The following is a 21,037-nucleotide window of genomic DNA, read 5'->3' as shown; positions in this document are numbered from 1 at the left end:
GATCCACGATGACCGACCAACTCATTATTTTCGACACCACCTTGCGCGACGGCGAGCAATCGCCGGGCGCCTCCATGACGCGCGACGAGAAGATGCGCATCGCCAAGCTGCTTGAGCGGCTGAAGGTCGACGTCATCGAGGCCGGCTTTCCTGCCAGCTCGAACGGCGACTTCGAGGCCGTGAAGGCCATTGCGAACGTGATCAAGGATTCGACGGTGTGCGGCCTTTCGCGCGCCAACGACCGCGACATCGCGCGTGCCGCCGAGGCGCTGAAGGGCGCGGCCCGCGGGCGCATCCACACCTTCATCGCGACCTCCGCGCTGCACATGGAAAAGAAGCTGCGCATGTCGCCCGACGAGGTACACGAGCAGGCCCGGCTGGCGGTGCGCTTCGCGCGCAACCAGATCGGCGATGTGGAGTTCAGCCCCGAAGACGGCTACCGCAGCGACCCCGACTTCCTGTGCCGCGTGCTCGAGACCGTCATCAACGAGGGCGCCACCACCATCAACGTGCCCGACACCGTGGGCTACGCGATTCCCGAGCTCTACGGCAACTTCATCAAGATGCTGCGCGAGCGCGTTCCGAACAGCGACAAGGCGATCTGGTCGGTGCATTGCCACAACGACCTCGGCATGGCCGTGGCCAATTCGTTGGCCGGCGTGAAGATCGGCGGCGCGCGCCAGGTCGAATGCACCATCAACGGCCTGGGCGAGCGCGCGGGCAACTGCTCGCTCGAAGAGGTGGTGATGGCGGTGAAGACCCGCCGTGACTATTTCGGCCTCGACCTGAACATCGACACCCAGCACATCGTGGCCGCGAGCCGCATGGTGAGCCAGACGACCGGCTTCGTGGTGCAGCCGAACAAGGCCGTGGTGGGCGCCAACGCGTTCGCGCACGCCTCCGGCATTCACCAGGACGGCGTGCTCAAGGCGCGCGACACCTACGAGATCATGCGTGCCGAGGACGTGGGCTGGGCCGCCAACAAGATCGTGCTGGGCAAGCTCAGCGGCCGCAATGCCTTCAAGCAGCGCCTGCAGGAGCTGGGCGTGTCCATGGCGAGCGAAGGCGACATCAATGCCGCCTTCCTGCGCTTCAAGGAGCTGGCCGATCGCAAGTCCGAAATTTTTGACGAAGACATCCTCGCGCTCGTCAGCGCGGAAGAGGTGTCGAACGTTGGTGAGCAGTTTGCTTTCGTCTCTCTCTCCCAGCACAGCGAAACCGGCGAGCGCCCCCAGGCGAAAATCGTGTTCACCGTGCAGGGCAAGGAAGTCACCGGCGAATCCGACGGAAATGGCCCGGTCGATGCTTCACTGAAGGCGATCGAGTCGCTCGTGAAGAGCGGCGCCGAGATGGTTCTTTACTCTGTAAATGCCATCAGCGGCTCGACGGAAAGCCAAGGAGAAGTTACAGTCCGGTTACAAAACGCAGGGCGGGTGGTGAATGGTGTCGGGGCCGACCCCGACATCGTGGTCGCTTCGGCAAAGGCTTATTTGAGTGCCCTCAATAAGTTACAGAGCCAAGCTGAGAGAGTTGCGGCACAAGGTTAGGTTTTCAGGCGATCCTTGCTATTCGATTGAAGAAGAGGATGCAAGTAACTGATATTGCGTGCCTTTTTTGATTTAGATACACTGCGGTCCTCGTTTGTCGCCGCTGGAGATTTATTAATGCCTGAAGCCCGTCTCCGCCGAGTTTCCAGCCAGCGGTTTCTACCCGCACTCAAATTCATCGCCGTCGCGTTCTGCGCCACGGCGTTTTTGCTGCCTGGTGCCCAGGCCGCGAAGAAAGAGAAGCCCGCCGCCGCCAAGACCGCCGTCGCCAAGAAGGCGAAAGGTCCGGTGCCGGTCGAAGTGAAGCGCACCGCCTCCTCGAAGACGGCGCGCGCTGGCCGGGCCGAAAAACCCGAAAAAGCAGAAAAGGTCGTTCGTGGGGGCCGCAACGTCGTTGCCACGCTCCACAAGAAGAACGGCAAGACCGTGGTGGCCGTGCAGCGCCGCTCGGTGGTCCGCGTCGAAGCCCCGCCCCGCCAGTCTTTCGGCCAGATGGCCGGCCTGCATGGCACCGAAGACGTGCTCGACCTGAAGTCGAGCGTTGCGCTGGTGATCGACCAGGACACGCACGAAGTGCTGTTCAGCAAGAACGACCACGCCGTGCTCCCGATTGCATCGCTCACCAAGCTCATGACCGGCCTGCTCATCAGCGAGGCCCATCTGCCGAACGAAGAGCTGATCACCATCACCCAGGACGACGTCGACACCGAAAAGCGCAGCAGCTCGCGCCTGACGGTCGGCACCACGCTGTCGCGCGGCGAACTGCTGCACCTGGCGCTGATGTCGAGCGAAAACCGCGCCGCGCATGCGCTGGGCCGCACCTATCCGGGTGGCCTGGCCACGTTCGTGAGCATCATGAACGCCAAGGCCAAGATGCTGGGCATGAAGGACACCCGCTACGTGGAGCCCACCGGCCTGTCGAGCCGCAACCAGTCGAGCGCGCAAGACCTGGCGCTGCTGGTCAACGCAGCCTATGCCGATGCCACGGTGCGCTCGCTGTCCACGTCGCCTGAATACCAGGTCGAAGTCGGCAACCGCACGCTGCAGTTCAACACCACCAACCGCCTCGTGAAGAGCCCCGATTGGGAAATCGGCGTGCAAAAGACCGGCTACATCTCCGAAGCCGGCCAATGCCTCGTGCTGCAGGCCCGCGTGGCCGGCCGCAAGCTGATCATGGTGTTCCTGGACTCGGCAGGCAAATTCAGCCGCATCGCAGACGCCGAGCGCGTCCGCCGCTGGGTCGAAGCCACGCACGCCGCCGGCATGCCGGCCGCTTCGCGCAACGTCGCGGCTTATCAGGCCGGCTGAACCCGGCGCTCGCTGCGCCCCAATGCAAACAGGCCCTTTTCAGGGCCTGTTTGCTTTCTGGGGTTCGGTCGCCCGCGCGTGCGGTGCGACCCGGCTCAGGCGGCGGGTGGCTGCGTGCCGCTCGACGGCAGCGGCGTTGCCGCCATGCCGTCCTTGAAGCCCAGCGCGCCGGAAATCTCGTTGGCCGTCGCCTGCAGCTTGGGCAGCCAGCCTTCGTCCAGCCGGTCGGCCGGCGCCGAAATGGACAGGCCCGCCACCAGCTTGCCCTGGTCGTCGTAGATGCCCGCGGCCATGCAGCGCACGCCCAGTTCCAGTTCTTCGTTGTCGCGGGCAATGCCGTACTGGCGTGCCTTCGACAGTTCGCGCTCCAGCGCCGGCAGTTGCGTGATGCTGTTGCGCGTATGGCCGGCCAGGCCGGTGCGGGTGGCGTAGCTGCGCACGCGCTGCGGGTCGTCCGCCGCCAGGAACAGTTTGCCGGTGGACGTGAGGTGCAAGGCAGCGCGCCCGCCAATGGCGCGCACCACCTGCATGCCCGAACGTTCGCTGTAGGAGCGCTCGATGTACACGATTTCATCGCCCTGGCGCATGCTGAGGTTGACCGGCTGCTGCGTGAGCTTGTGCAGCTCTCGCATCGGGCCCAGGGCCGCGTCGCGCACGTTGAGCCGGCCCTTCACCAGGTTGCCCAGTTCCAGCAGGCGCATGCCCAGCCGGTAGCTGCCGGCCTCGGGCCGGTCGACGAAGCGCCCGACGGCCAGGTCGTTGAGGATGCGGTGCGTGGTGGAAGGGTGAAGCCCGGTCTTCTCGCTGATCTCCTTCAGCGAAATGGCTTCTTCGCGGGATGCCAGCACATCGATCAGCGCGAACATGCGCTCGATCACCTGGATCACGGGAACGGCGGGAATGTCTGATTGGTTTTTTCTCATGGCGCTCTGCGGTGATGACCGGGCGCCATTTTACCTTGTGAAATCAAATGGCGCCTGCCACTGGCCATCGACCAGCACTTCGTGCGGGGAGAAGCGGGCCTTGTAGTTCATCTTCGGGCTGTGCTCGATCCAGTAGCCGAGGTACACGTGCGGCAACCCCAGCTTGCGCGCCTGCTCGATCTGCCAGAGCACGCTGTAGGTGCCGTAGCCTGCGCTGGTATCGGGCTCGTAGAAGGTATAGACCGCGGAGATGCCGTCGTTCAGCACGTCGAGGATAGACACCATCTTCAGCGCGCCGGCGCTGCCGTCGGGCAGCGTGTCGCGAAACTCGACCAGCCGAGAGTTGACCCGGCTCTGCAGCAGGAACTGGGTGTACTGGTCGATGCTGTCGTGGTCCATGCCGCCGCCCGCGTGGCGGCCGTTCTGGTAGCGCAGGTAGAGCTGGTAGTGCTCGGGCATGAAGCACAGCTTGAGCACGCGCGCCTGCAGCTCGGAATGCTGCTTCAGCGCACGCCGCTGGCTGCGCGTGGGCTGGAAGCTGTTCGCCAGTACCCGCAGCGGGATGCAGGCGCGGCAACCGTCGCAGTAGGGCCGGTAGGTGAACATGCCACTGCGCCGGAACCCGCTGAGCACGAGATCGGAGTACGCGTCGTTGTGAATCAGGTGGCTGGGCGTGGCCACCTGCGAGCGGGCCTGGCGATCCGGCAGGTAACTGCAGGGGTAGGGCGCCGTTGCGTAGAACTGCAGGGTGTGAAGCGGTAGGTCCTTGAGGTGCGTCACGTCGTCACATCGGGAGTGGAATGAGGTCGCGCGGACAGGAGTTCGGACCAGTATACGGGCTCGAAACGCCAGCGTGGACCCTCCTGCTGTCGCGCCGAAGCCACGTGGGCGACGAAGCGTTTGCGCGCCATTTCGTGCGCGCCGAGGCTGGCGAGGTGGGCTGTGTTCTGCTGGCAATCGATCATTTGCACGCCGAATTTGCGGCACAGCGACACCAGCGCCGCGAGCGCGATCTTCGAGGCGTCCGGGCGGCGCGTGAACATCGACTCGCCGAACACCGCGCGGCCCAGCGCCACGCAGTAGAGGCCGCCCGCCAGCTTGCCGTCGATCCAGGTCTCGACGCTGTGGGCGTGGCCTGCCAGGTGCAAATTCGTATAGGCCTGAACCATGTCCGGCACGATCCAGGTGCCCGACTGGCCCACGCGCGGCGAGCGCGAACAGGCCTCGATGACGGCCGCGAAGTCGTGGTCGATGCGCACCTCGCAGCCCGGGGTCTGCGCAAAGTGGAGCAAGGTCTTGCGAAGCGAGCGGTGCAGCCTGAAATCGGCCACCTGCAGCACCATGCGCGGGTCGGGGCTCCACCACAGGATCGGCTGGTCCTCGCTGAACCACGGAAACACGCAGTGGCTGTACGCCTGCATCAAAGTATCGACATCGAGCGAGCCGCCGGCGGCGAGCAGGCCGGGCACGGGGTCGGCGACGCCCCACGCCGATGCGGGGTCGGGAAGGGCGTCTCCGGGTTCGAGCCAGGGCAGTTGTCGCATGGCGTAGGTATACACGGCTTCTTCGGGACTTGAATCCGGTGTCGGGGAAATTGCGTACGCGCAGGGTCTGTCCGACAGACGCCGTGCCGACGCGGTGCGACCATCGGCACGAGAGGCCCAATAGAGGCCCAAGAGAGCCCCACAAGACCCTTCTAAAACCATATAGTGCTCAGCTCGCGTTCGCAGTACCGCAGCGGATCCGCCAGGCAAGGCTGCTTTGGGCGGGGATCAGCACAAGAGGACCACGTTGACCACTGAACCCAATCCCTTCCGCTTCGGCAGCGGCCAGGCGGTGCGCCGCCTCGAGGACGCAAGCCTTCTGTCCGGCGCCGGACGCTACACCGACGACGTCACGCTGCCCGAGCAGGCGCACCTCGTCTTCCTTCGCTCCGCCTACCCCCACGCACGCATCCTGTCGATCGACACCAGCACCGCCGCGGCCATGCCCGGCGTGCTGCGCGTGATCACCGGCGCCGAAATGGCCGAGGCGGGCGTCAAGGCCATGCCCGGCGCCGCGGGCTTCAAGCGCGCCGACGGCAGCGACAGCGCCAGCCCGCCGCGCTACGCCATGGCGCACGAGCGCGCCCGCTTCGTCGGCGAGGCGGTGGCCGCCGTGGTGGCCGACACCGTGCAGCAGGCGCGCGATGCGGCGGAAGCCATCATGGTCGACTACGAAGACCTGCCCATGGTGGTCGACCTGGCGGGTGCCACCGCCGAAGGCGCACCCCTGCTGTGCGACGAGGCCACCGGCAACGTCGCCGCCGAAATGCGCCACGGCAACAGCGACGACGCCACCGCCGCCTTCGCCAAGGCCGCCCATGTGGTGGCCCTCGACGTGAACAACCAGCGCGTGGTCGCCCTGACCATCGAGCCGCGCTCCGTGCTCGCCGCGCGCGACGCCGAAACCGGCCGCCTCACGATCCGCATGAGCACGCAGATGCCCTCGGGCGTTCGCGATTCCGTGTGCGCGGCCATCGGCCTGCCCAAGGAAAAGGTGCGCGTGGTCGTGGGCGACGTGGGCGGGGGCTTCGGCATGAAGACCGGCGCCTACCCCGAGGACATCGCCGTGGCCTTCGCCGCGCTGCAGGTCGACCGCCCAGTGAAGTGGGTGGCCGACCGCAGCGAAGAATTCCTTTCCAGCGCGCACGGCCGCGACATCGAGGCGCGCGCCGAAATGGCGCTCGACGCCGAAGGCAAGATCCTGGCGCTGCGCATCAAGACGCTGGCCAACGTCGGCGCCTACGCCACCGGCACCGGCGTGGCCATCCAGCTGCTCATCGGGCCCTGGGTGCAGACCAGCGTCTACGACATCCAGACCATCGACTTCCACTTCAAGGCCGTGCTGACCAACACCGCGCCCACCGGCGCCTACCGCGGCGCGGGTCGGCCCGAGGCCATCTTCACCATCGAGCGGCTGATGGACGAGGCCGCGCGCCAGACCGGCATCGACCGCATCGTGCTGCGCCGGCGCAACTTCATCCGCCCCGAGCAGATGCCATACAAGAACCCGATGGCGCAGACCTACGACACCGGCAACTTCGAGTCGGTGATGGACCAGGCACTGGCGCTGGCCGACTGGCAGGGCTTCGACGCGCGCGCGGCCGAATCGTCGCGCAACGGCAAGCACCGCGGCCTGGGCATCGCCACCTTCCTGGAATGGACGGGCGGCAACGTGTTCGAAGAGCGCGTCACCGTCTCGGTGCAGGCCGACGGCGTGATCGAGGTGTTTTCCGCCGTCAATGCCATGGGGCAGGGCATTTCGACCTCGCTGGCGCAGCTGGCCGTCGATGCCTTCGGCGTGCCCATCGACAAGGTGCGCGTGGTGCTGGGCGACACCGATCGCGGCGACGGCTTCGGCAGCGCCGGCTCGCGCTCGCTCTTCACCGGCGGCTCGGCCGTGCGCATCGGCGCGGAACGCACCATCGACAAGGCGCGCGAGTTGGCGGCCCAGGAGTTCGAGGCCGCCATCGACGACATCACCTACAGCCGCGGCGTGTTCACCGTGGCCGGCACCGACCTCGAGCTCGACCTGTTCACGCTGGCCGGCAAGCAGCCCGACCGCGAGATCTTCGTCGACTCCACCAGCACCGTGGCCGGCCCCACCTGGCCCAACGGTTGCCACATCTGCGAGATCGAGGTCGATCCGCCGACCGGCGAGATCAGCGTGGTGGCCTACAGCTCGGTGAACGACGTGGGCCGCGTGATCAACCCGATGATCGTGCGTGGCCAGCTCGAGGGCGGCGCGGTGCAGGGCATCGGCCAGGCGCTGTACGAGCAGGTGGTGTACGACAACGAAACGGGCCAGCCCGTCACCGGCAGCCTGATGGACTACGCCGCGCCGCGCGCCGACATCGTCGACACCATGTTCAACATGGAAATGGACCAGTCGACCCCGTGCAAGAACAACCCGCTGGGCGTGAAGGGCGTGGGCGAGCTCGGCACCATCGGCGCCACGCCGGCCATCGTGAACGCGGTGGCCGATGCGTTCGCGCGCAACGGCCTGGCCACGCGCGCACCGCGCCTGCACATGCCGCTGAGCCCGGCGCGCGTGTGGCAGGCGATGCAGACCGTCGACTGAGGTCCGCGCGCCTGGGCGCTTGAACAAAGGCACAGAAAGGCACAGGCCATGCTCGTGCTGTCGGAACTGAAGACCGACGCGATCCGCATCGCCAGCTACCGCTGCGACGCCGGCCCCGACGCCAGGCCCTTCACCGAGCTGCACGAGGGCCACTCGGTCTCGTACGTGCGCAAGGGCAGCTTCGGCTACCGCACGCGCGGGCGGGCCTATGAGCTGGTGGCCGGGTCGGTGCTCGTCGGCTGCGCGGGCGACGAGTACATGTGCACGCACGACAACCACGTCTGCGGCGACGAGTGCCTGGCCTTTCACCTGTCGCCGGGCTTCGTCGAGCTGATTGGGGGCGACCGCAAGACCTGGCGCACCGGCGGCGTGCCGCCGCTGGCCGAACTCGTGGTGCTCGGCGAGCTGGCGCAAGCTGCCGCCGAGGGGCATGGCGACGTCGGGCTCGATGAGCTGGGCATGTGGTTCGCCAGCCGTTTCGTCGACCTGGTGGGCGACCGCAAGAAGCGCCCGGTGGCTGCCACCGCCACGCCGCGCGACCGGCGCCGCGCGGTCGATGCCGCGATGTGGATCGACGCCCATTCGGCGAGCGACATCGGCCTCGACCGGGCGGCCGCCGAGACGGGCCTGAGCGCTTTCCATTTCTTGCGCGTGTTCTCGCAGGTGCTGGGCGTCACGCCGCACCAGTACCTCGTGCGTTCGCGGCTGCGCCATGCCGCGCGCCTGCTGGCCGACGACCGCCACCGCCCCGTGACCGAGGTGGCGCTGGACGTTGGCTTTGCCGACCTGAGCAACTTCGTGCGCACCTTTCATCGCGCGGCGGGCGTGTCGCCCAGCGCCTTCCGCAAGGCCGCGCAGGGCGAGCGCAAGATTTTCCAAGACCGCATTGCCGCGCTGCGCGACGATGGCCGCCCGCTCATGCCGTTTCATGCCATCGGGCAGGGCACCGTCACTTTGAAGCGAGGTTGACCATGGCCACCATCTACAAGGAATTCGTCGTCGAGGCGGATGCCGCCCACGTGTGGAACGCGCTGCGCGACTTCGGCGCGGTGCACACGCGGCTCGCGCCGGGCTTTCTCACTGCGTGCCACATCGACGCCGAAGGCGCCCGCGTGCTCACCTTTGCCAACGGCCTCGTCGCGCGCGAGGCCCTGGTCGGGCTCGACGATGCGCACCGCCGGCTGGCCTACACCGTGGCCGGCGGCAAGGCCGCCCACCACCACGCCTCGGCACAGGTGTTCGACGAGGGCGAAGGGCGCTCGCGTTTCGTCTGGATCACCGACGTGCTGCCCGACGCCATGGCCGCCTACATCGAGCCGATGATGGCGCAGGGCGGGGCGGCCATGAAGGCCGCGCTGGAGGGGCACGCCGCCCCCGCCAGCATGGCCGTCTAGCGTCTGGCGTCCTGCGCCTAGAAGTCTTCCAGCGGCAGCCCGACGTAGTTTTCCGCCAGCGAGGTGGAGGCCGCGTGCGAACGCACCAGGTAGTCGAGCTCGGCCTCCTGGATCTTCTGGCCGAAGGCGCCGGTCTCGGGAAAGCGGTGCATCAGCGAGGTGAACCACCACGAGAAGCGCTCGGCCTTCCACACGCGGCGCAGGCAAAGGTCCGAATAGCGGTCCAGCGCCGAGGCCGACTTCTCGCCGTAGAAGATCTCGAACGCGCGCGACAGGTAGCCCACGTCGGCCGTCGCCAGGTTCAGGCCCTTGGCACCGGTCGGCGGCACGATGTGCGCCGCGTCGCCCGCCAGGAACAGCGAGCCGAAGCGCATCGGCTCGGCCACGAAGCTGCGCAAGGGCGCAATGCTCTTCTCGATCGACGAGCCGGTCACCAGCCGCTCGCGCGCCTCGGGGTCCAGCCGCGCGCGCAGCTCGTTCCAGAAGGCCTCGTCGCTCCAGTTTTCCACGCGCTCTTCGGTGGGCACCTGCACGTAGTAGCGCGAGCGCGTGGCGCTGCGCATGCTGCACAGCGCAAAGCCGCGTTCGGTGTTGGCGTAGATGAGTTCGTGCGACACCGGCGGCACGTCGGCCAGCACGCCCAGCCAGCCGAAGGGGTAGACCTTCTCGTAGGTCTGGATGGCGTCGGCCGGCACGCTGGCGCGGCTCACGCCGTGGTAGCCGTCGCAGCCGGCGATGAAGTCGCATTCGAGCTCGTGCGTCTGCCCGTCTTTTTCGTAGCGCACGCGCGGCCTGGCGGAGTCGAAGTCGTGCAGGCTCACGTTCGCGGCGCTGTAGATGGTGGCGAGGCCTTCGGCGGTGCGCGCTTCCATCAGGTCGCGCGTGACCTCGGTCTGGCCGTACACCGTCACCTGCTTGCCGCCCGTGAGGCCGTGCATGTCGATGCGGTGGCGCGCGCCCTTGAACAGCAGCTCGATGCCTTCGTGCGGCAAGCCCTCGGCCTTGGCGCGGGCGTCTACTCCGGCGCGCGCCAGCAGGTCCATGGTGACCTGTTCGAGCACGCCCGCGCGGATGCGCCCGAGCACGTAGTCGCTGCTCTGGCGTTCGACGATGACGTTGTCGATGCCAGCCTTGTGCAGAAGCTGCCCGAGCAGAAGGCCGGCGGGGCCGGCGCCGATGATCGCGACCTGGGTGCGCATGTTCGTGTCTCCGATAGGGTTTCACGGAGCGTAGGGCGCGGGCGCGCCGCCGGGGTGGCCGCTGCGGAGGCTGTGTGCGATCATGCGAACGCGTGCGCGATCATCGCGCAACAGTTCCATCCGCCCCCTGTTTCAAGCCACCGCACCCGCCCGCATGACCATTGCCAGAGCCGACTTCATCGAGGGCATTGCCAAGGGCATGGCCGTGCTCGAGAGCTTCGACACCGAGCGCCAGCGCCTGAACGCCACGCTGGCCGCAGAGCGCGCCGGCCTCACGCGCGCCGCCGCCCGCCGCCACCTGCTGACGCTGGCGCACCTGGGCTACCTGGAAACCGACGGTAGCTATTTCTGGATGGCGCCCAAGGTGCTGCGCTTCTCGGGCAGCTACCTGGCCTCTTCACGGCTGCCGCGCGCGCTGCAGCCCACGCTGAACCGGCTGGCGGCGCAAACGGGCGAGTCGTTCTCGGCCGTGGTGCTCGACGGTGAAGAGGTGGTCATCGTGGCGCGCAGCGGCAGCTACGGCACGCCGACGCGCGTGCTGGCATACGGCCTGCACCTGGGCGCGCGCCTGCCGGCGCATGCCACGTCCACCGGCCGCGTGCTGCTGGCGGCCATGCCGCCCACCCAGTTCACGCAGTGGCTCAAGGGGCGGCACCTGGCGCGGCTCACGCCGCAGACCGTCACGCAGGCGCGCGGCCTGCGCCAGCTGGTGGCGCGCGCGCGCAAGGACGACCACTGCTTTGCCAGCGAAGAGCACGAGCTCGGCGTGCAGGCGCTGGCGGTGCCGCTGCGCGACATGCAGGGCCACACGGTGGCCGCGCTGAACGTGGTGCTGTCGGGCACCCGCTACCAGGAAGAGGCGCTGCAGCGCGACATGCTGCCGCTGCTGTTCGAAGCGGCACGCGAAGTGCGTTCGCTCCTGTAGTCCACCGGCCCCTGAACTTTCGCCCCGGGCCGCGCCTCGAATTCCGCAAAGGGACACAACCATGCGACTCCTCCTCCTCGAAGACGACGTGATGATCGGCGAAGCCGTGCTCGACCTGCTGCGTGCCGAGCAGTACGCGGTCGATTGGGTGAAAGACGGCGAGGCCGCCGAATCGGCCCTGCGCACCCAGCAGTACGACCTGGTCATGCTCGACCTGGGCGTGCCGCGCCGCGACGGCCTCGAAGTGCTGCGCAACCTGCGCGCGCGCAAGCAGCGCATGCCGGTGCTGATCGCCACCGCGCGCGACTCGGTGCAGCAGCGCATCGAAGGCCTGGACGCCGGCGCCGACGACTACGTGCTCAAGCCCTACGACCTCGACGAGCTGCTGGCGCGCATCCGCGCCCTGCTGCGCCGCGCGGCCGGGCGCGCGGAGCCGGTGTACGAGCACATGGGCGTCAGCATCAACCCCGCTACGCGCGAGGTGTCCGTGGCCGGCCAGCCCGTGGTGCTGTCGGCGCGCGAATGGGCCGTGCTGGAGCCCTTGCTGGCGCGGCCCGGCATGGTGCTGTCGCGCGCCCAGCTGGAAGAAAAGCTCTACAGCTGGAAAGACGAGATCAGCAGCAACGCGGTCGAGGTGTATGTGCACGGCCTGCGCAAGAAGCTCGGGGCCGAGCTCATTCGCAACGTGCGCGGCGTCGGCTACATGGTGCCGAAACTATGACTCACCCCCAGGCTTCGCGCACGTCGTGTCGCTTCGCCAACCCCCTTCCGGGGGCGACGCCTACGGCCCGGCAAACCCGGTTCCGTGTCGTCCCGCGAAGGGGGCTTGCATGAGCAGGGTCATCGGTTCGTTGACGGGTTCGTTGCGCGCACGCCTGCTGTGGTTTCTGCTCGCGGCCATCGTGCTGGCCGCGGGGGCGCAGGCGCTGGTGGCCTACCGCACGGTGCTCGCGGAGGCCGACGACATCTTCGACTACCACATGCAGCAGATGGCGCTGTCGCTGCGTGCGGGGCTGCCGCCCAGCGCGGCGGTCGGCGGCATCGGCACCGGCGAGCAGAACTTCGAGTTCGTGGTGCAGGTGTGGACGGCCGACGGCACGCGCATCTTCGAGTCGGCGGAAGAGGCTGCGCTGCCGCAGCTCGCGGTGCTGGGCTTTGCCGATGTGCACGCGCGCGGCACCACCTACCGGGTGTTCTCGATGCAGACGCGCGGGCTGGTCATCCAGGTGGCGCAGGACATGGCGGCGCGCCGCCACATGGCCGGCACGCTGGCCTTGCGCACCATCGCACCGGTGGCGCTGATGGCGCCGCTGCTGATGCTGGTCGTGTGGTGGGTGGTGAGCCGATCGCTCGCGCCGGTGGCGCGCGTGCGCAAGCAGGTGGCGTCGCGCCAGGCCGACGACCTGTCGCCGGTGAGCGAAGAGGGCCTGCCCGAGGAGGTGCGCCCGCTGGTGCAGGAGCTGAACCTGCTGTTCGACCGCGTGCGCCACGCCTTCGACGCACAGAAGCACTTCGTGGCCGACGCCGCGCACGAGCTGCGCTCGCCGCTGGCCGCGTTGAAGCTGCAGGTGCAGGGACTGCAGCGCGCGCCCGACGGTGCCTCGCGCGACCTGGCCGTGAGCCGCTTGGTGGCTGGCATCGACCGCGCCACGCGGCTGGTGGAACAGATGCTTGCGCTGGCACGCCACGAGGCCAGCATGGCCGCCGGTGCCACGCCGGAGCCGGTGGACCTTTCCGAAGTGGCACGTCTCGCAGTGTCCGACGCCGTGGCCGCGGCGCAGGCGCGCGGCATCGACATCGGCATCACGCATGCCGATGCGGCCGTGGTCGATGGCCAGTCGGAGGCGCTGCGCATGCTGCTGCGAAACCTGCTGGAGAACGCGGTGAAGTACACGCCGCCGGAAGGCCGTGTGGACATCGCCATCACCGCCAACACTGCCGCGACCGCGGCACAAGGCAACGGCGCCGTGGAGCTCACCGTCGACGACAGCGGCCCGGGCCTGCCGCCGGCCGAGCGCGAGCGCGTGCTCGACCGCTTCTACCGCTCCGGCGAAACGCAGGCGCCCGGCAGCGGGCTGGGGCTGGCCATCGTGAAGTCGATTGCCGACCTGCACGGCGCGAGCGTGTCGCTCGACGCCTCTCCGAGCCTGGGCGGGCTGCGCGTGCGCGTGGTGTTCGCGCCTTCGGCATCTTCATCGCGGGGCGCAAAAGCGGCGGACTGAACACCCGCACGGTTCAAGCGGCGTTTCACGGCAGCGTTTAAGCGGCGTTTAAGCCAGGGAGACGACATTCCTTTCATCGTGTTTGCGTTGATACGCATTGAAAGGACCGACAAATGATCTCCCGTCTGACTTCGCCCCGCGCCCTGGTGATTGCCTTGGCGAGCGCGGGCGTGATCGGTGCCGTCGGTGCCGGTGCCTACACCAGCGCGCGCGCCGTGGGGGCCCCGACCACCAACGCCGCAGTGAGCGCCCCCGCGGCCATGGTCACGCTGCCCGACTTCTCCACGATCACCACGCGCGACGGCCCGGCCGTGGTCAACATCAGCGTCACCGGCACCATGAAGGCGTCGGACGACGAGGCCGCGGCGGAGGTGCAGGGCATCGACCCCGAAGACCCGATGTTCCAGTTCTTCCGCCGCTTCCAGGGCCAGATGAACCCGCGCGGCAAGCAGCAGGAGCGCGACGTGCCGGTGCGCGCGCAGGGCTCGGGCTTCATCGTCGACCCCAGCGGCATCATCATCACCAACGCCCACGTCGTGAAGGACGCAAAGGAAGTCACCGTCAAGCTGACCGACCGCCGCGAGTTCCGTGCGAAGGTGCTCGGCGCCGACGCCAAGACCGACATCGCGGTGCTGAAGATCGACGCCAAGAACCTTCCGACGCTGGCCCTGGGCAACACCAAGGACCTGAAGGTCGGCGAATGGGTGCTGGCCATCGGCTCGCCCTTCGGCTTCGAGAACACCGTGACGGCCGGCGTGGTGAGCGCCAAGGGCCGTTCGCTGCCCGACGACAGCTATGTGCCCTTCATCCAGACGGACGTGGCCGTCAACCCCGGCAACTCCGGCGGCCCGCTGCTGAACACGCGCGGCGAGGTGGTGGGCATCAACTCGCAGATCTACAGCCGCAGCGGCGGCTACCAGGGCCTGTCGTTCGCCATTCCCATCGACGTGGCGGTGCAGGTGAAGGACCAGATCGTCGCCACCGGCAAGGCCACGCATGCGCGGCTCGGCGTGGCGGTGCAGGAGGTGAACCAGGCCTTTGCCGAATCGTTCAAGCTCGACAAGCCCGAAGGCGCGCTGGTCTCGAACATCGAGAAGGGCGGCCCTGGCGACAAGGCCGGCCTGAAGGCGGGCGACGTGATCCGCAGCGTGGACGGCCAGCCCATCGTGTCCTCGGGCGACCTGCCCGCGGTGATCGGCCAGCAGGCGCCGGGCAAGAAGGTCACGCTCGAGGTGTGGCGCCAGGGCGAGCGGCAGGAGCTGCAGGCCAAGCTCGGCGATGCGAGCGACAAGCCGGCGCAGGTGGCCAAGGCCGACGCGGCCGCCGGCCAGGGCAAGCTGGGCCTGGCATTGCGCCCGCTGCAGCCGCAGGAAAAGCGCGAGGCCTCGATAGACACCGGCCTGCTCATCGAAGACGCCGCCGGCCCCTCGGCGCAGGCGGGCGTGCAGGCGGGCGATGTGCTGCTGGCCATCAACGGCACGCCGGCGCAGAGCGTGGAGCAGGTGCGCGAGGTGGTGGCCAAGGCCACCAACAAGTCGGTGGCGCTGCTGATCCAGCGCGGCGAAGACAAGATCTTCGTGCCGGTGCGCATCGGCTGAGTTCGCTCACACGGCTCCTGGCGCGCGCCCCATGACTCAGTCCGCCAGGAGCCTGTCGGCGCACATCCTGCCCACGTCGGCCACCATGATCGGCGTGTGCATGACGGTGATGTCCATCGGCCACCTGGGGCCGCGCGACGACATGCGCTTGCTGATCGACCGGCTGCTGGCCGTCGACGCGCTGGTCTTCCTGGCCAGCGCGTTGCTGTCGTTCATCTCGATGCGCACGCAGCGCGCGGGCGCGCGGCTGGAGGCCTGGGGCGAGGGCGTGTTCATCGCCGGGCTCGGGTTGCTGGCGCTGGGCGCGGTCACGCTGGCGTTCGCGCTGCGCTGATTCCGATTCGACGGCGGCTCGTGTCGCTGCTCAGGGTAGGGCGCAGGGCCAGTCGAGGCGCACGCGCGTGCCGCGCCCCGTGTTCTGCGCATCCTCTGCTTCCTGTGCTTCCTGCGTGTTCTCGATGTACAGCCGCGCCCCGATGGACTGGGCGCGCGCGCGCATGTTGGCAATGCCATGCCCCGCGGGCCGGCCGTCCGCAGGGGCCGCCGGCAGGCCGCGCCCGTTGTCGGTGAGCACGATGCGCACCAGCGGTGGCGACGCCTCGCCATGCCAGCCCGCCTGCATCACGATGCGCGTGGCGCCTGCGTGCTTCAGCACGTTGGTAAAGGCCTCCAGCAGGATGCGCTGCAGCTGCAGCGCGGCCTGCGCGGCGAAAGGCGCCAGCTGCGGAATCACCGCCACGTTCCACACCAGTTCGATGCCCGCGGCGTCCAGGCGCGGCTGCAAGCGGTAGCGCAGCGTGGCCAGCACGGTGGGCAGGTCGTCGTGCGTGGGTTGCAGCGAATCGACGGCCATGCGCATCTCGTCGAGCGCGAGCTTCACGTGTTCCTCGACCACGCCGCGGTCAGGTGCGGGCTGGGTCACCACGTTGAGCAGGCCCACCAGCTGCGAGCCTACGCCGTCGTGGATCTCCCGCATGATGCGCTGGCGCTCCAGCAGCACGGCCTGCTCCTGCTGCTGCTGGCGCACGGTTTCGAAGGCGCCGCGCAGCTGCTCTTCGCGCTCGGCGACGCGGGCCGCGAGGTTGGCGTTGAGCGCGCTGTAGTCGGCCACGGTGCGGCTGTAGCGCTCCACGACCAGGCCGGCCAGGATCATCACGAAGAAGAACATCGCGTGCGCCGTGAGCGTGTAGTACGCGCCGCCGAAGAGGCCCATGCGCACCAGCAGCAGGTCGTGCGCGCCGGCCAGGATGGCGCCCGTGCCGGCCGCCATCAGCACCGCGGCGATGCGCCGGTGCTCCACCAGCGCGCCATGGATCACGTAGGGCAGGCACACGATGCTGGTCGCCTGCAGGATGACCAGGCCGCCGGTCCACAGCGCCGGCAGCGCGAACGCGAAGGAGGTGCAGGCCAGCGCGACCGACAGCGCCAGCGCCGCGTAGATGGCGCGCACCAGCCACGGCGGGTTGCGGTCGAGCACCAGCAGCACGAAGCGCGCGATCAGCCCGATGTGGCAGGCGTAGCAGACCGCCACCACCGCCCCCCACAACGGCCAGGGAATGGGCACGTCGGGCCACACGCGGTCGAGGTTGCGCGCCACGCCCGAGAGCGCTGCCAGCGCGAAGCAGCCGTACAGCGCATCGCGCTGGCGCAGCCACAGCCCGCCGGCCAGGCCGCCCATCAGCACCAGGCTCACGGCATAGACGATGGCCGAGGTGTTGCGCCAGTTCTGCTGCGAGCGATAGAGCGCCGCCAGCGAGGCCTCGGTGCCGTACTGGATGCTGGCGAGGCCCGCCCCGCGCTGGCGCTGCACGGTGGTGCGCACCACCAGCGACTGCGCCTGTCCTTCGCGCTGCAGGGCGGCGGCCAGTGGCACCAGCAGGTTGCTCTTCGATGCGTCGTGGCCCGGGTCGCCCAGCGTGCCGTAGCTGGCCACGAGCGCGTCGTTGAAGGCGATGCTCACCTGGTTGCCCACGCCCGACATCAGGAGCGCCGCGGGTGCGTGGGCTGGCATGGCTGCATGGCCCGGCAGGGCTGCGTGCCCCGGCATGGCCGCGGGCAGGTCGATGCGGTAGGTGGCCTTGCCGCCGAGGCCGGGAAACTCGTGGTCCCAGCGAAACGGCAGCGTCACGCGGCGCGTTTGCGCGGGCAGGCCGTCGGGCTCGAGCACGGCTTCGGCCGTGTTCACGTCCAGGGCGCCTGCGGGGGCGGCTTCGCCTGCCTGCGCTGCACTGGTGCCGAGCGTGAACAGGCCGCACAGCGCCGCGAACAGCAGCCTGCGCAGGACTGTGGCGCTCACGCTAGGGAAGCCAGCCGAGGTTGCGTGCCTCGAAAACGGCTTCCGATTTGTTGTGCACATCCAGCTTGCCGTAGATATTGCGGATATGGGTTTGAACCGTCGATGCGGAGACTCCCATCTGCACGCCCACTTCGACATAGGTGAAACCACGAGAGACCAGGTCGAGCACTTCGAACTCGCGCGGCGAGAGGCGCTCGGGCGCCGAGGCGGGGCGCGCGCCTGTCGCGGCCTGCTGCGGGGACCCAGCAGACGCCGATGCGGTGGCGGTCGCTGGCAGGGAAGCGGATGCGGGGAGCGCCGAGTGCGCCTGCCAGCGGCGCAGCAGCTTGCGCGCGATCACCGGCGACATGGGCGAGCCGCCCGCGCGCAGGTGGCGGATGTGGGTGGCCAGGTCGGCCTCGGTGCCGTCCTTCAAAAGGTAGCCGCTGGCGCCGGCCTCGAAGGCCTGGACCATGTTGGCCTCGTCGCCGAAGATCGACAGCACCATCACCGCGCAGGCCGGCTGCATGTGGCGGCACTGGCTGATCACCTGCAGGCCGGGGCGGTCGGGCAGGCCCAGGTCCACCAGCAGCACGTCGACCGGGTTGTCGACCAGCCAGTGAAGGATTTCGCCCGCGTTGGAGGCGCTGTAGGCCAGGCTCAACGAGGGGTCCGCGTCGACCACGCGCGCGATGCGCTCGCGCATGCCGGTGTCGTCTTCGACCAGGGCGACTTGGGTGTCCGCGGTCATGCGTTCGCCGCTGCGGCAAGGCTGCATGCGGGCATGCAGGGAGTGAAGACGAGGCGCATGGCGGAGGGATTCCTCAGGGGGCGAAGAGCGAAAGTGCGAGCGGCAAGAAGTATGCGCAAAGGGTAGGTGTCGCCCGGTGCGCTGCCCATCCTATATACGGGGGAGGCGGTCTACGGCTTTCGGTGGGCTTGCTTTGCGCGGGCGAATCGCGCAGTGCGGCACCCAAGCAAAAGCGCCCGTCCAGTTGCCTGGACGGGCGCGATGTGCGCAACGGGCAAGCCTCCAGTCGTGCGACCGAAGACCCTGGTGTTTTTACTTGCGACGGCGGTTGGTGCTGGCCGCCGGGGCCGAGGTTTGCGACGGCGCCGCACCGCCGTCCACGCCCAGCCGGCCACCGCCGCCGAGGCCTTGGCCGCGCACGGTTTGCGCCTTGTAGTTGCGCAGCGAGCGAACCATCTGGTTGAACGCGTCCATGAAGGCCGCGGCAATCACCTTGCCCTGCGGCGTGCGCGTGTAGCCGCCCACGCCACCGGCAGCCGACAGGCCGCTCAGGCCGGCGAAGCCCGCGAAGTCGGTCTTCGATGCGCTGCCTTCGGCGGCCGCCACCTGCACGCCGGAGCGGTTGTCGATGAGGGTCAGCAGCGCGCTGGCTTCCTTGGTCTGCATGCTCGCGCCGAGCTGCGCGATGGCACGGCCGCGGCCGCCACCGACCAGCCCGCCGAGCGCGCCGCCGAGGCCGCCCGCGTCGCTGTTGCTGAAGACGATTTCGGGCGACAGGCCGTAGTCGGAGGCCACCATCTGGCCGCGGCCGAAGTTGCTGCCGCCGCGCATTTCGCCCGACTGCTGGAGCGCGCGTTCGCGCGTCATGGCGTTCATGCCGGCCGCGCCGCGCTCGACCACCACGAAGCAGTTCGACTGCTGCACCAGCAGGCGAAGCAGGTTGGCCGTGGGCGGCAGCTTGTATTCGCCGGTGAGCACGGTGTACCAGCCCGCGCTCTGGTTCTCGATGAGCGACACCGTGCCGAGCGGCGAGTCGCAGCGCTCGAGCTGGCTGCTTTCACCGGCGGTGGCGGCGCCGGCGGCACTGCCCGTGGCCACGGTCTTGGCCGACGGGTTGCCCATTTGCATGTCCATGGTCTGGCAGCCCGAAAGGGCCAGCAGGCCGGCGAGTGCGCTTGCGAGAGAAAGTTTGGAAAAAGCCATGTCCTGGTCTGTCAAGTGAAAAGAATGCGGCGCCCGTGGCGGGCGTCACTTGTCAAAACCGAAGACGGAATTGCCATGGCCTGTACGACCTCCCGATTCGACGCGCCGCCGGCGACCGCGCGACGATACGACCCGAGAGTTCGGCATGCCAGTGCCGAAAGTCATGTGCCTGCGGGCACGGCCCAGGGTCCGAATCGGGGACGCGTGGGTGGTGGCAACCCGAGTCCTCGATCGCTCCGGCCGCAAGGTCGAACAGGCAGGTTGCCCGAGGGGCGGTGCGCGGAGCGAGGCGATTATTACTCAGGAAACGTTTTTAAACATTTAGGTAACAGTGGGGCGCGCTGGTGCCGGCTGTCGAGGGAAAACAGCTGTCTGGCGGCGTGCCGGACGTTACATGTGGGCGGTCAAGTCGCGTAGTCGCCACTGGCCTCGGGCTGGAACAACACCGCGACCACGCGTGTTTCGCCTTGCGCGCCGCCGGGCATGTCCCAGCGCGCGAGCGCGCCGCTTTTCACGCCGAGCAGGCCGATGCCCACGGGCGACAGCACCGAGACGAAACCCGCACCGGGTTGTGCGTCGCCGGGGTAGCACAGCGTGATCTTCTGGCGCTGCCGGGTGGCCGGGTCTTCGACCTCGACCTGCGAGTTCATGGTGACGATGTCGGCGGGCACCTCGCGCGAGGGCAGCACGTCGGCGGCATCGAGCAACGCGGCCAGCGCCGCGGGCGGCGCGTGGCCGGTCAGTTTTTCGAGACGGACGACGTCGAGTTCGGTGAGCGTGCGCTCCCCGTGAATGGTTGCAAGCATGAAGCACTCCAAATGAATGCGTCGCCGGTTGCATGAAGAAGCAAGACGGCGTCGCGACCGCGCGGCGGGTGCCCGGCGGTCAATGGTTCGCGCATCAGAAAGAAGGGTAGCGGACCGCCGGGCTCAGGAAAGTGCGCGGGTGCGTCGCAAGACTTCCGTGGTCGCCGCGATGGCCACACCCGCAGCACCCGCACCGCGAACCGCTGCCAGGGGCAGGGTTGCGCACAGGGCAGGGTGCTTGCGTGAGGTGGACCAGGGGGACATCGAAGCCAGTGTAGGTGCGTGGGTGCGAAGCGGCCAAGCAATGGCCTCACGTGCCTTGCCGGTAAGCGTTGCGCGGCCCCGCACAATCGAGCGATGCGGACTTTTCTTCTCTATGTTGCGACGGCGCTTGCCGAGATCGTCGGCTGCTACTTGCCTTATCTCTGGCTGAAGCAGGATCGCTCAGCCTGGTTGCTGGTGCCTGCGGCTGTCGCACTTGCCGCGTTCGCGTGGCTGCTGACCTTGCATGACGCCGCGGCGGGGCGCGTGTACGCGGCGTATGGCGGCGTGTACATCGGCGTGGCCATTGCGTGGCTCTGGGCGGTGGACGGCATGCGGCCGACGGCGTGGGACGCGGTGGGCGTGGCGGTGTGCTTCGTCGGCATGGGGCTCATCGCGTTCCAGCCGCGGTAGCCGGTGCGGCGCCACAAAAGGAAATGCCTCGCTACCTTGAGAGTAGCGAGGCATTCAGGAACCACCGGAGTGGTTTGTTTTGGCTCCTC

Annotated in this window: 19 protein-coding genes; 11 read left to right on the top strand and 8 right to left on the bottom strand. The window is 68.4% G+C overall.

What is annotated here, in order from left to right; translation table 11 throughout:
- Positions 1-8 precede the first annotated feature (8 nt).
- Together AB6807_RS07305 and AB6807_RS07300 are read left to right on the top strand one after the other, a co-directional pair.
- Positions 9-1,547, top strand: a complete 1,539-nt coding sequence (locus AB6807_RS07305; protein ID WP_116907444.1) for a 2-isopropylmalate synthase — start codon at positions 9-11, stop codon at positions 1,545-1,547.
- 117 nt (positions 1,548-1,664) lie between these two features.
- Positions 1,665-2,855 (top strand): serine hydrolase, encoded by a 1,191-nt coding sequence (locus tag AB6807_RS07300; RefSeq protein ID WP_116907445.1) that lies wholly within the window; start codon positions 1,665-1,667, stop codon positions 2,853-2,855.
- Positions 2,856-2,950: 95 nt separating this feature from the next.
- Here the strand turns inward: AB6807_RS07300 and AB6807_RS07295 are convergent, their stop codons facing one another.
- From AB6807_RS07295 to aat, 3 genes are read right to left on the bottom strand one after another with little or no spacing between them, the layout of a single operon-like run.
- Positions 2,951-3,778 (bottom strand): IclR family transcriptional regulator, encoded by an 828-nt coding sequence (locus AB6807_RS07295; RefSeq protein ID WP_116907446.1) that lies wholly within the window; start codon positions 3,776-3,778, stop codon positions 2,951-2,953.
- Between the two features lie 30 nt (positions 3,779-3,808).
- Positions 3,809-4,558 (bottom strand): arginyltransferase, encoded by a 750-nt coding sequence (locus AB6807_RS07290; RefSeq protein WP_371084039.1) that lies wholly within the window; start codon positions 4,556-4,558, stop codon positions 3,809-3,811.
- Positions 4,555-5,322: a leucyl/phenylalanyl-tRNA--protein transferase gene (aat, locus tag AB6807_RS07285; RefSeq protein ID WP_371084163.1), complete on the bottom strand. Its 768-nt coding sequence runs from the start codon at positions 5,320-5,322 to the stop codon at positions 4,555-4,557. The genes AB6807_RS07290 and aat overlap by 4 nt, the downstream gene beginning before the upstream one ends.
- Before the next feature lie 247 nt (positions 5,323-5,569).
- On the opposite strand from aat, the gene AB6807_RS07280 reads away from it, so the two are divergent.
- Genes AB6807_RS07280 through AB6807_RS07270 form a run of 3 tightly spaced genes read left to right on the top strand, consistent with a single transcriptional unit; the run spans position 5,570 to position 9,294 of the window.
- Entirely contained in the window at positions 5,570-7,900 is a 2,331-nt protein-coding gene (locus AB6807_RS07280) for a xanthine dehydrogenase family protein molybdopterin-binding subunit (RefSeq protein WP_116907449.1), read from the top strand.
- A 48-nt stretch (positions 7,901-7,948) separates the two neighbouring features.
- Positions 7,949-8,869, top strand: coding sequence for a helix-turn-helix domain-containing protein (locus AB6807_RS07275; protein WP_371084038.1), 921 nt, complete (start codon positions 7,949-7,951; stop codon positions 8,867-8,869).
- A gap of 2 nt (positions 8,870-8,871) precedes the next feature.
- Positions 8,872-9,294 carry an SRPBCC family protein gene (locus tag AB6807_RS07270; RefSeq protein WP_371084037.1) on the top strand — a complete coding sequence of 141 codons (423 nt, stop codon included), beginning with the start codon at positions 8,872-8,874 and terminating at the stop codon, positions 9,292-9,294.
- 17 nt (positions 9,295-9,311) lie between these two features.
- On the opposite strand, the gene pobA is transcribed toward AB6807_RS07270, so the two are convergent.
- Complete coding sequence (gene pobA / locus AB6807_RS07265; protein ID WP_371084036.1) at positions 9,312-10,493, bottom strand: 4-hydroxybenzoate 3-monooxygenase; 1,182 nt, start codon at positions 10,491-10,493, stop codon at positions 9,312-9,314.
- Positions 10,494-10,647: 154 nt separating this feature from the next.
- Between pobA and AB6807_RS07260 the strand changes: the two genes are divergently transcribed.
- The 5 genes from AB6807_RS07260 to AB6807_RS07240 all read left to right on the top strand — a co-directional run bounded on the left by AB6807_RS07260 (position 10,648) and on the right by AB6807_RS07240 (position 15,572).
- Positions 10,648-11,418 (top strand): IclR family transcriptional regulator C-terminal domain-containing protein, encoded by a 771-nt coding sequence (locus AB6807_RS07260; protein WP_116907453.1) that lies wholly within the window; start codon positions 10,648-10,650, stop codon positions 11,416-11,418.
- Between the two features lie 61 nt (positions 11,419-11,479).
- Positions 11,480-12,139 carry a response regulator gene (locus AB6807_RS07255; RefSeq protein WP_108134257.1) on the top strand — a complete coding sequence of 220 codons (660 nt, stop codon included), beginning with the start codon at positions 11,480-11,482 and terminating at the stop codon, positions 12,137-12,139.
- A 109-nt stretch (positions 12,140-12,248) separates the two neighbouring features.
- A complete protein-coding gene (locus AB6807_RS07250; RefSeq protein ID WP_371084035.1) occupies positions 12,249-13,640 on the top strand; it encodes an ATP-binding protein in 1,392 nt (463 codons plus the stop codon).
- A 113-nt stretch (positions 13,641-13,753) separates the two neighbouring features.
- A complete protein-coding gene (locus tag AB6807_RS07245; protein ID WP_116907455.1) occupies positions 13,754-15,238 on the top strand; it encodes a DegQ family serine endoprotease in 1,485 nt (494 codons plus the stop codon).
- Positions 15,239-15,269: 31 nt separating this feature from the next.
- Positions 15,270-15,572 carry a hypothetical protein gene (locus AB6807_RS07240; protein WP_116907456.1) on the top strand — a complete coding sequence of 101 codons (303 nt, stop codon included), beginning with the start codon at positions 15,270-15,272 and terminating at the stop codon, positions 15,570-15,572.
- Between the two features lie 30 nt (positions 15,573-15,602).
- Here AB6807_RS07240 and AB6807_RS07235 read toward each other — a convergent pair whose 3' ends face one another.
- From AB6807_RS07235 to AB6807_RS07220, 4 genes are all read right to left on the bottom strand, one after another.
- Complete coding sequence (locus AB6807_RS07235; protein WP_371084034.1) at positions 15,603-17,534, bottom strand: sensor histidine kinase; 1,932 nt, start codon at positions 17,532-17,534, stop codon at positions 15,603-15,605.
- A gap of 1 nt (position 17,535) precedes the next feature.
- Positions 17,536-18,264 carry a response regulator transcription factor gene (locus AB6807_RS07230; RefSeq protein ID WP_116907850.1) on the bottom strand — a complete coding sequence of 243 codons (729 nt, stop codon included), beginning with the start codon at positions 18,262-18,264 and terminating at the stop codon, positions 17,536-17,538.
- A gap of 312 nt (positions 18,265-18,576) precedes the next feature.
- A complete protein-coding gene (locus AB6807_RS07225; protein ID WP_371084033.1) occupies positions 18,577-19,467 on the bottom strand; it encodes a CsgG/HfaB family protein in 891 nt (296 codons plus the stop codon).
- Positions 19,468-19,871: 404 nt separating this feature from the next.
- Entirely contained in the window at positions 19,872-20,273 is a 402-nt protein-coding gene (locus tag AB6807_RS07220; RefSeq protein ID WP_116907851.1) for a GreA/GreB family elongation factor, read from the bottom strand.
- A 357-nt stretch (positions 20,274-20,630) separates the two neighbouring features.
- Here AB6807_RS07220 and AB6807_RS07215 point away from each other — a divergent pair, with 357 nt between their 5' ends.
- A complete protein-coding gene (locus AB6807_RS07215) occupies positions 20,631-20,948 on the top strand; it encodes a YnfA family protein (RefSeq protein ID WP_116907459.1) in 318 nt (105 codons plus the stop codon).
- Positions 20,949-21,037 lie beyond the last annotated feature (89 nt).

Source organism: Variovorax sp. RCC_210 (assembly GCF_041355175.1).
GTDB lineage: Bacteria > Pseudomonadota > Gammaproteobacteria > Burkholderiales > Burkholderiaceae_C > Variovorax.
The sequence above is the reverse complement of the archived record's forward strand: the minus strand, read 5'-3'. Positions and strand labels throughout refer to the sequence as shown.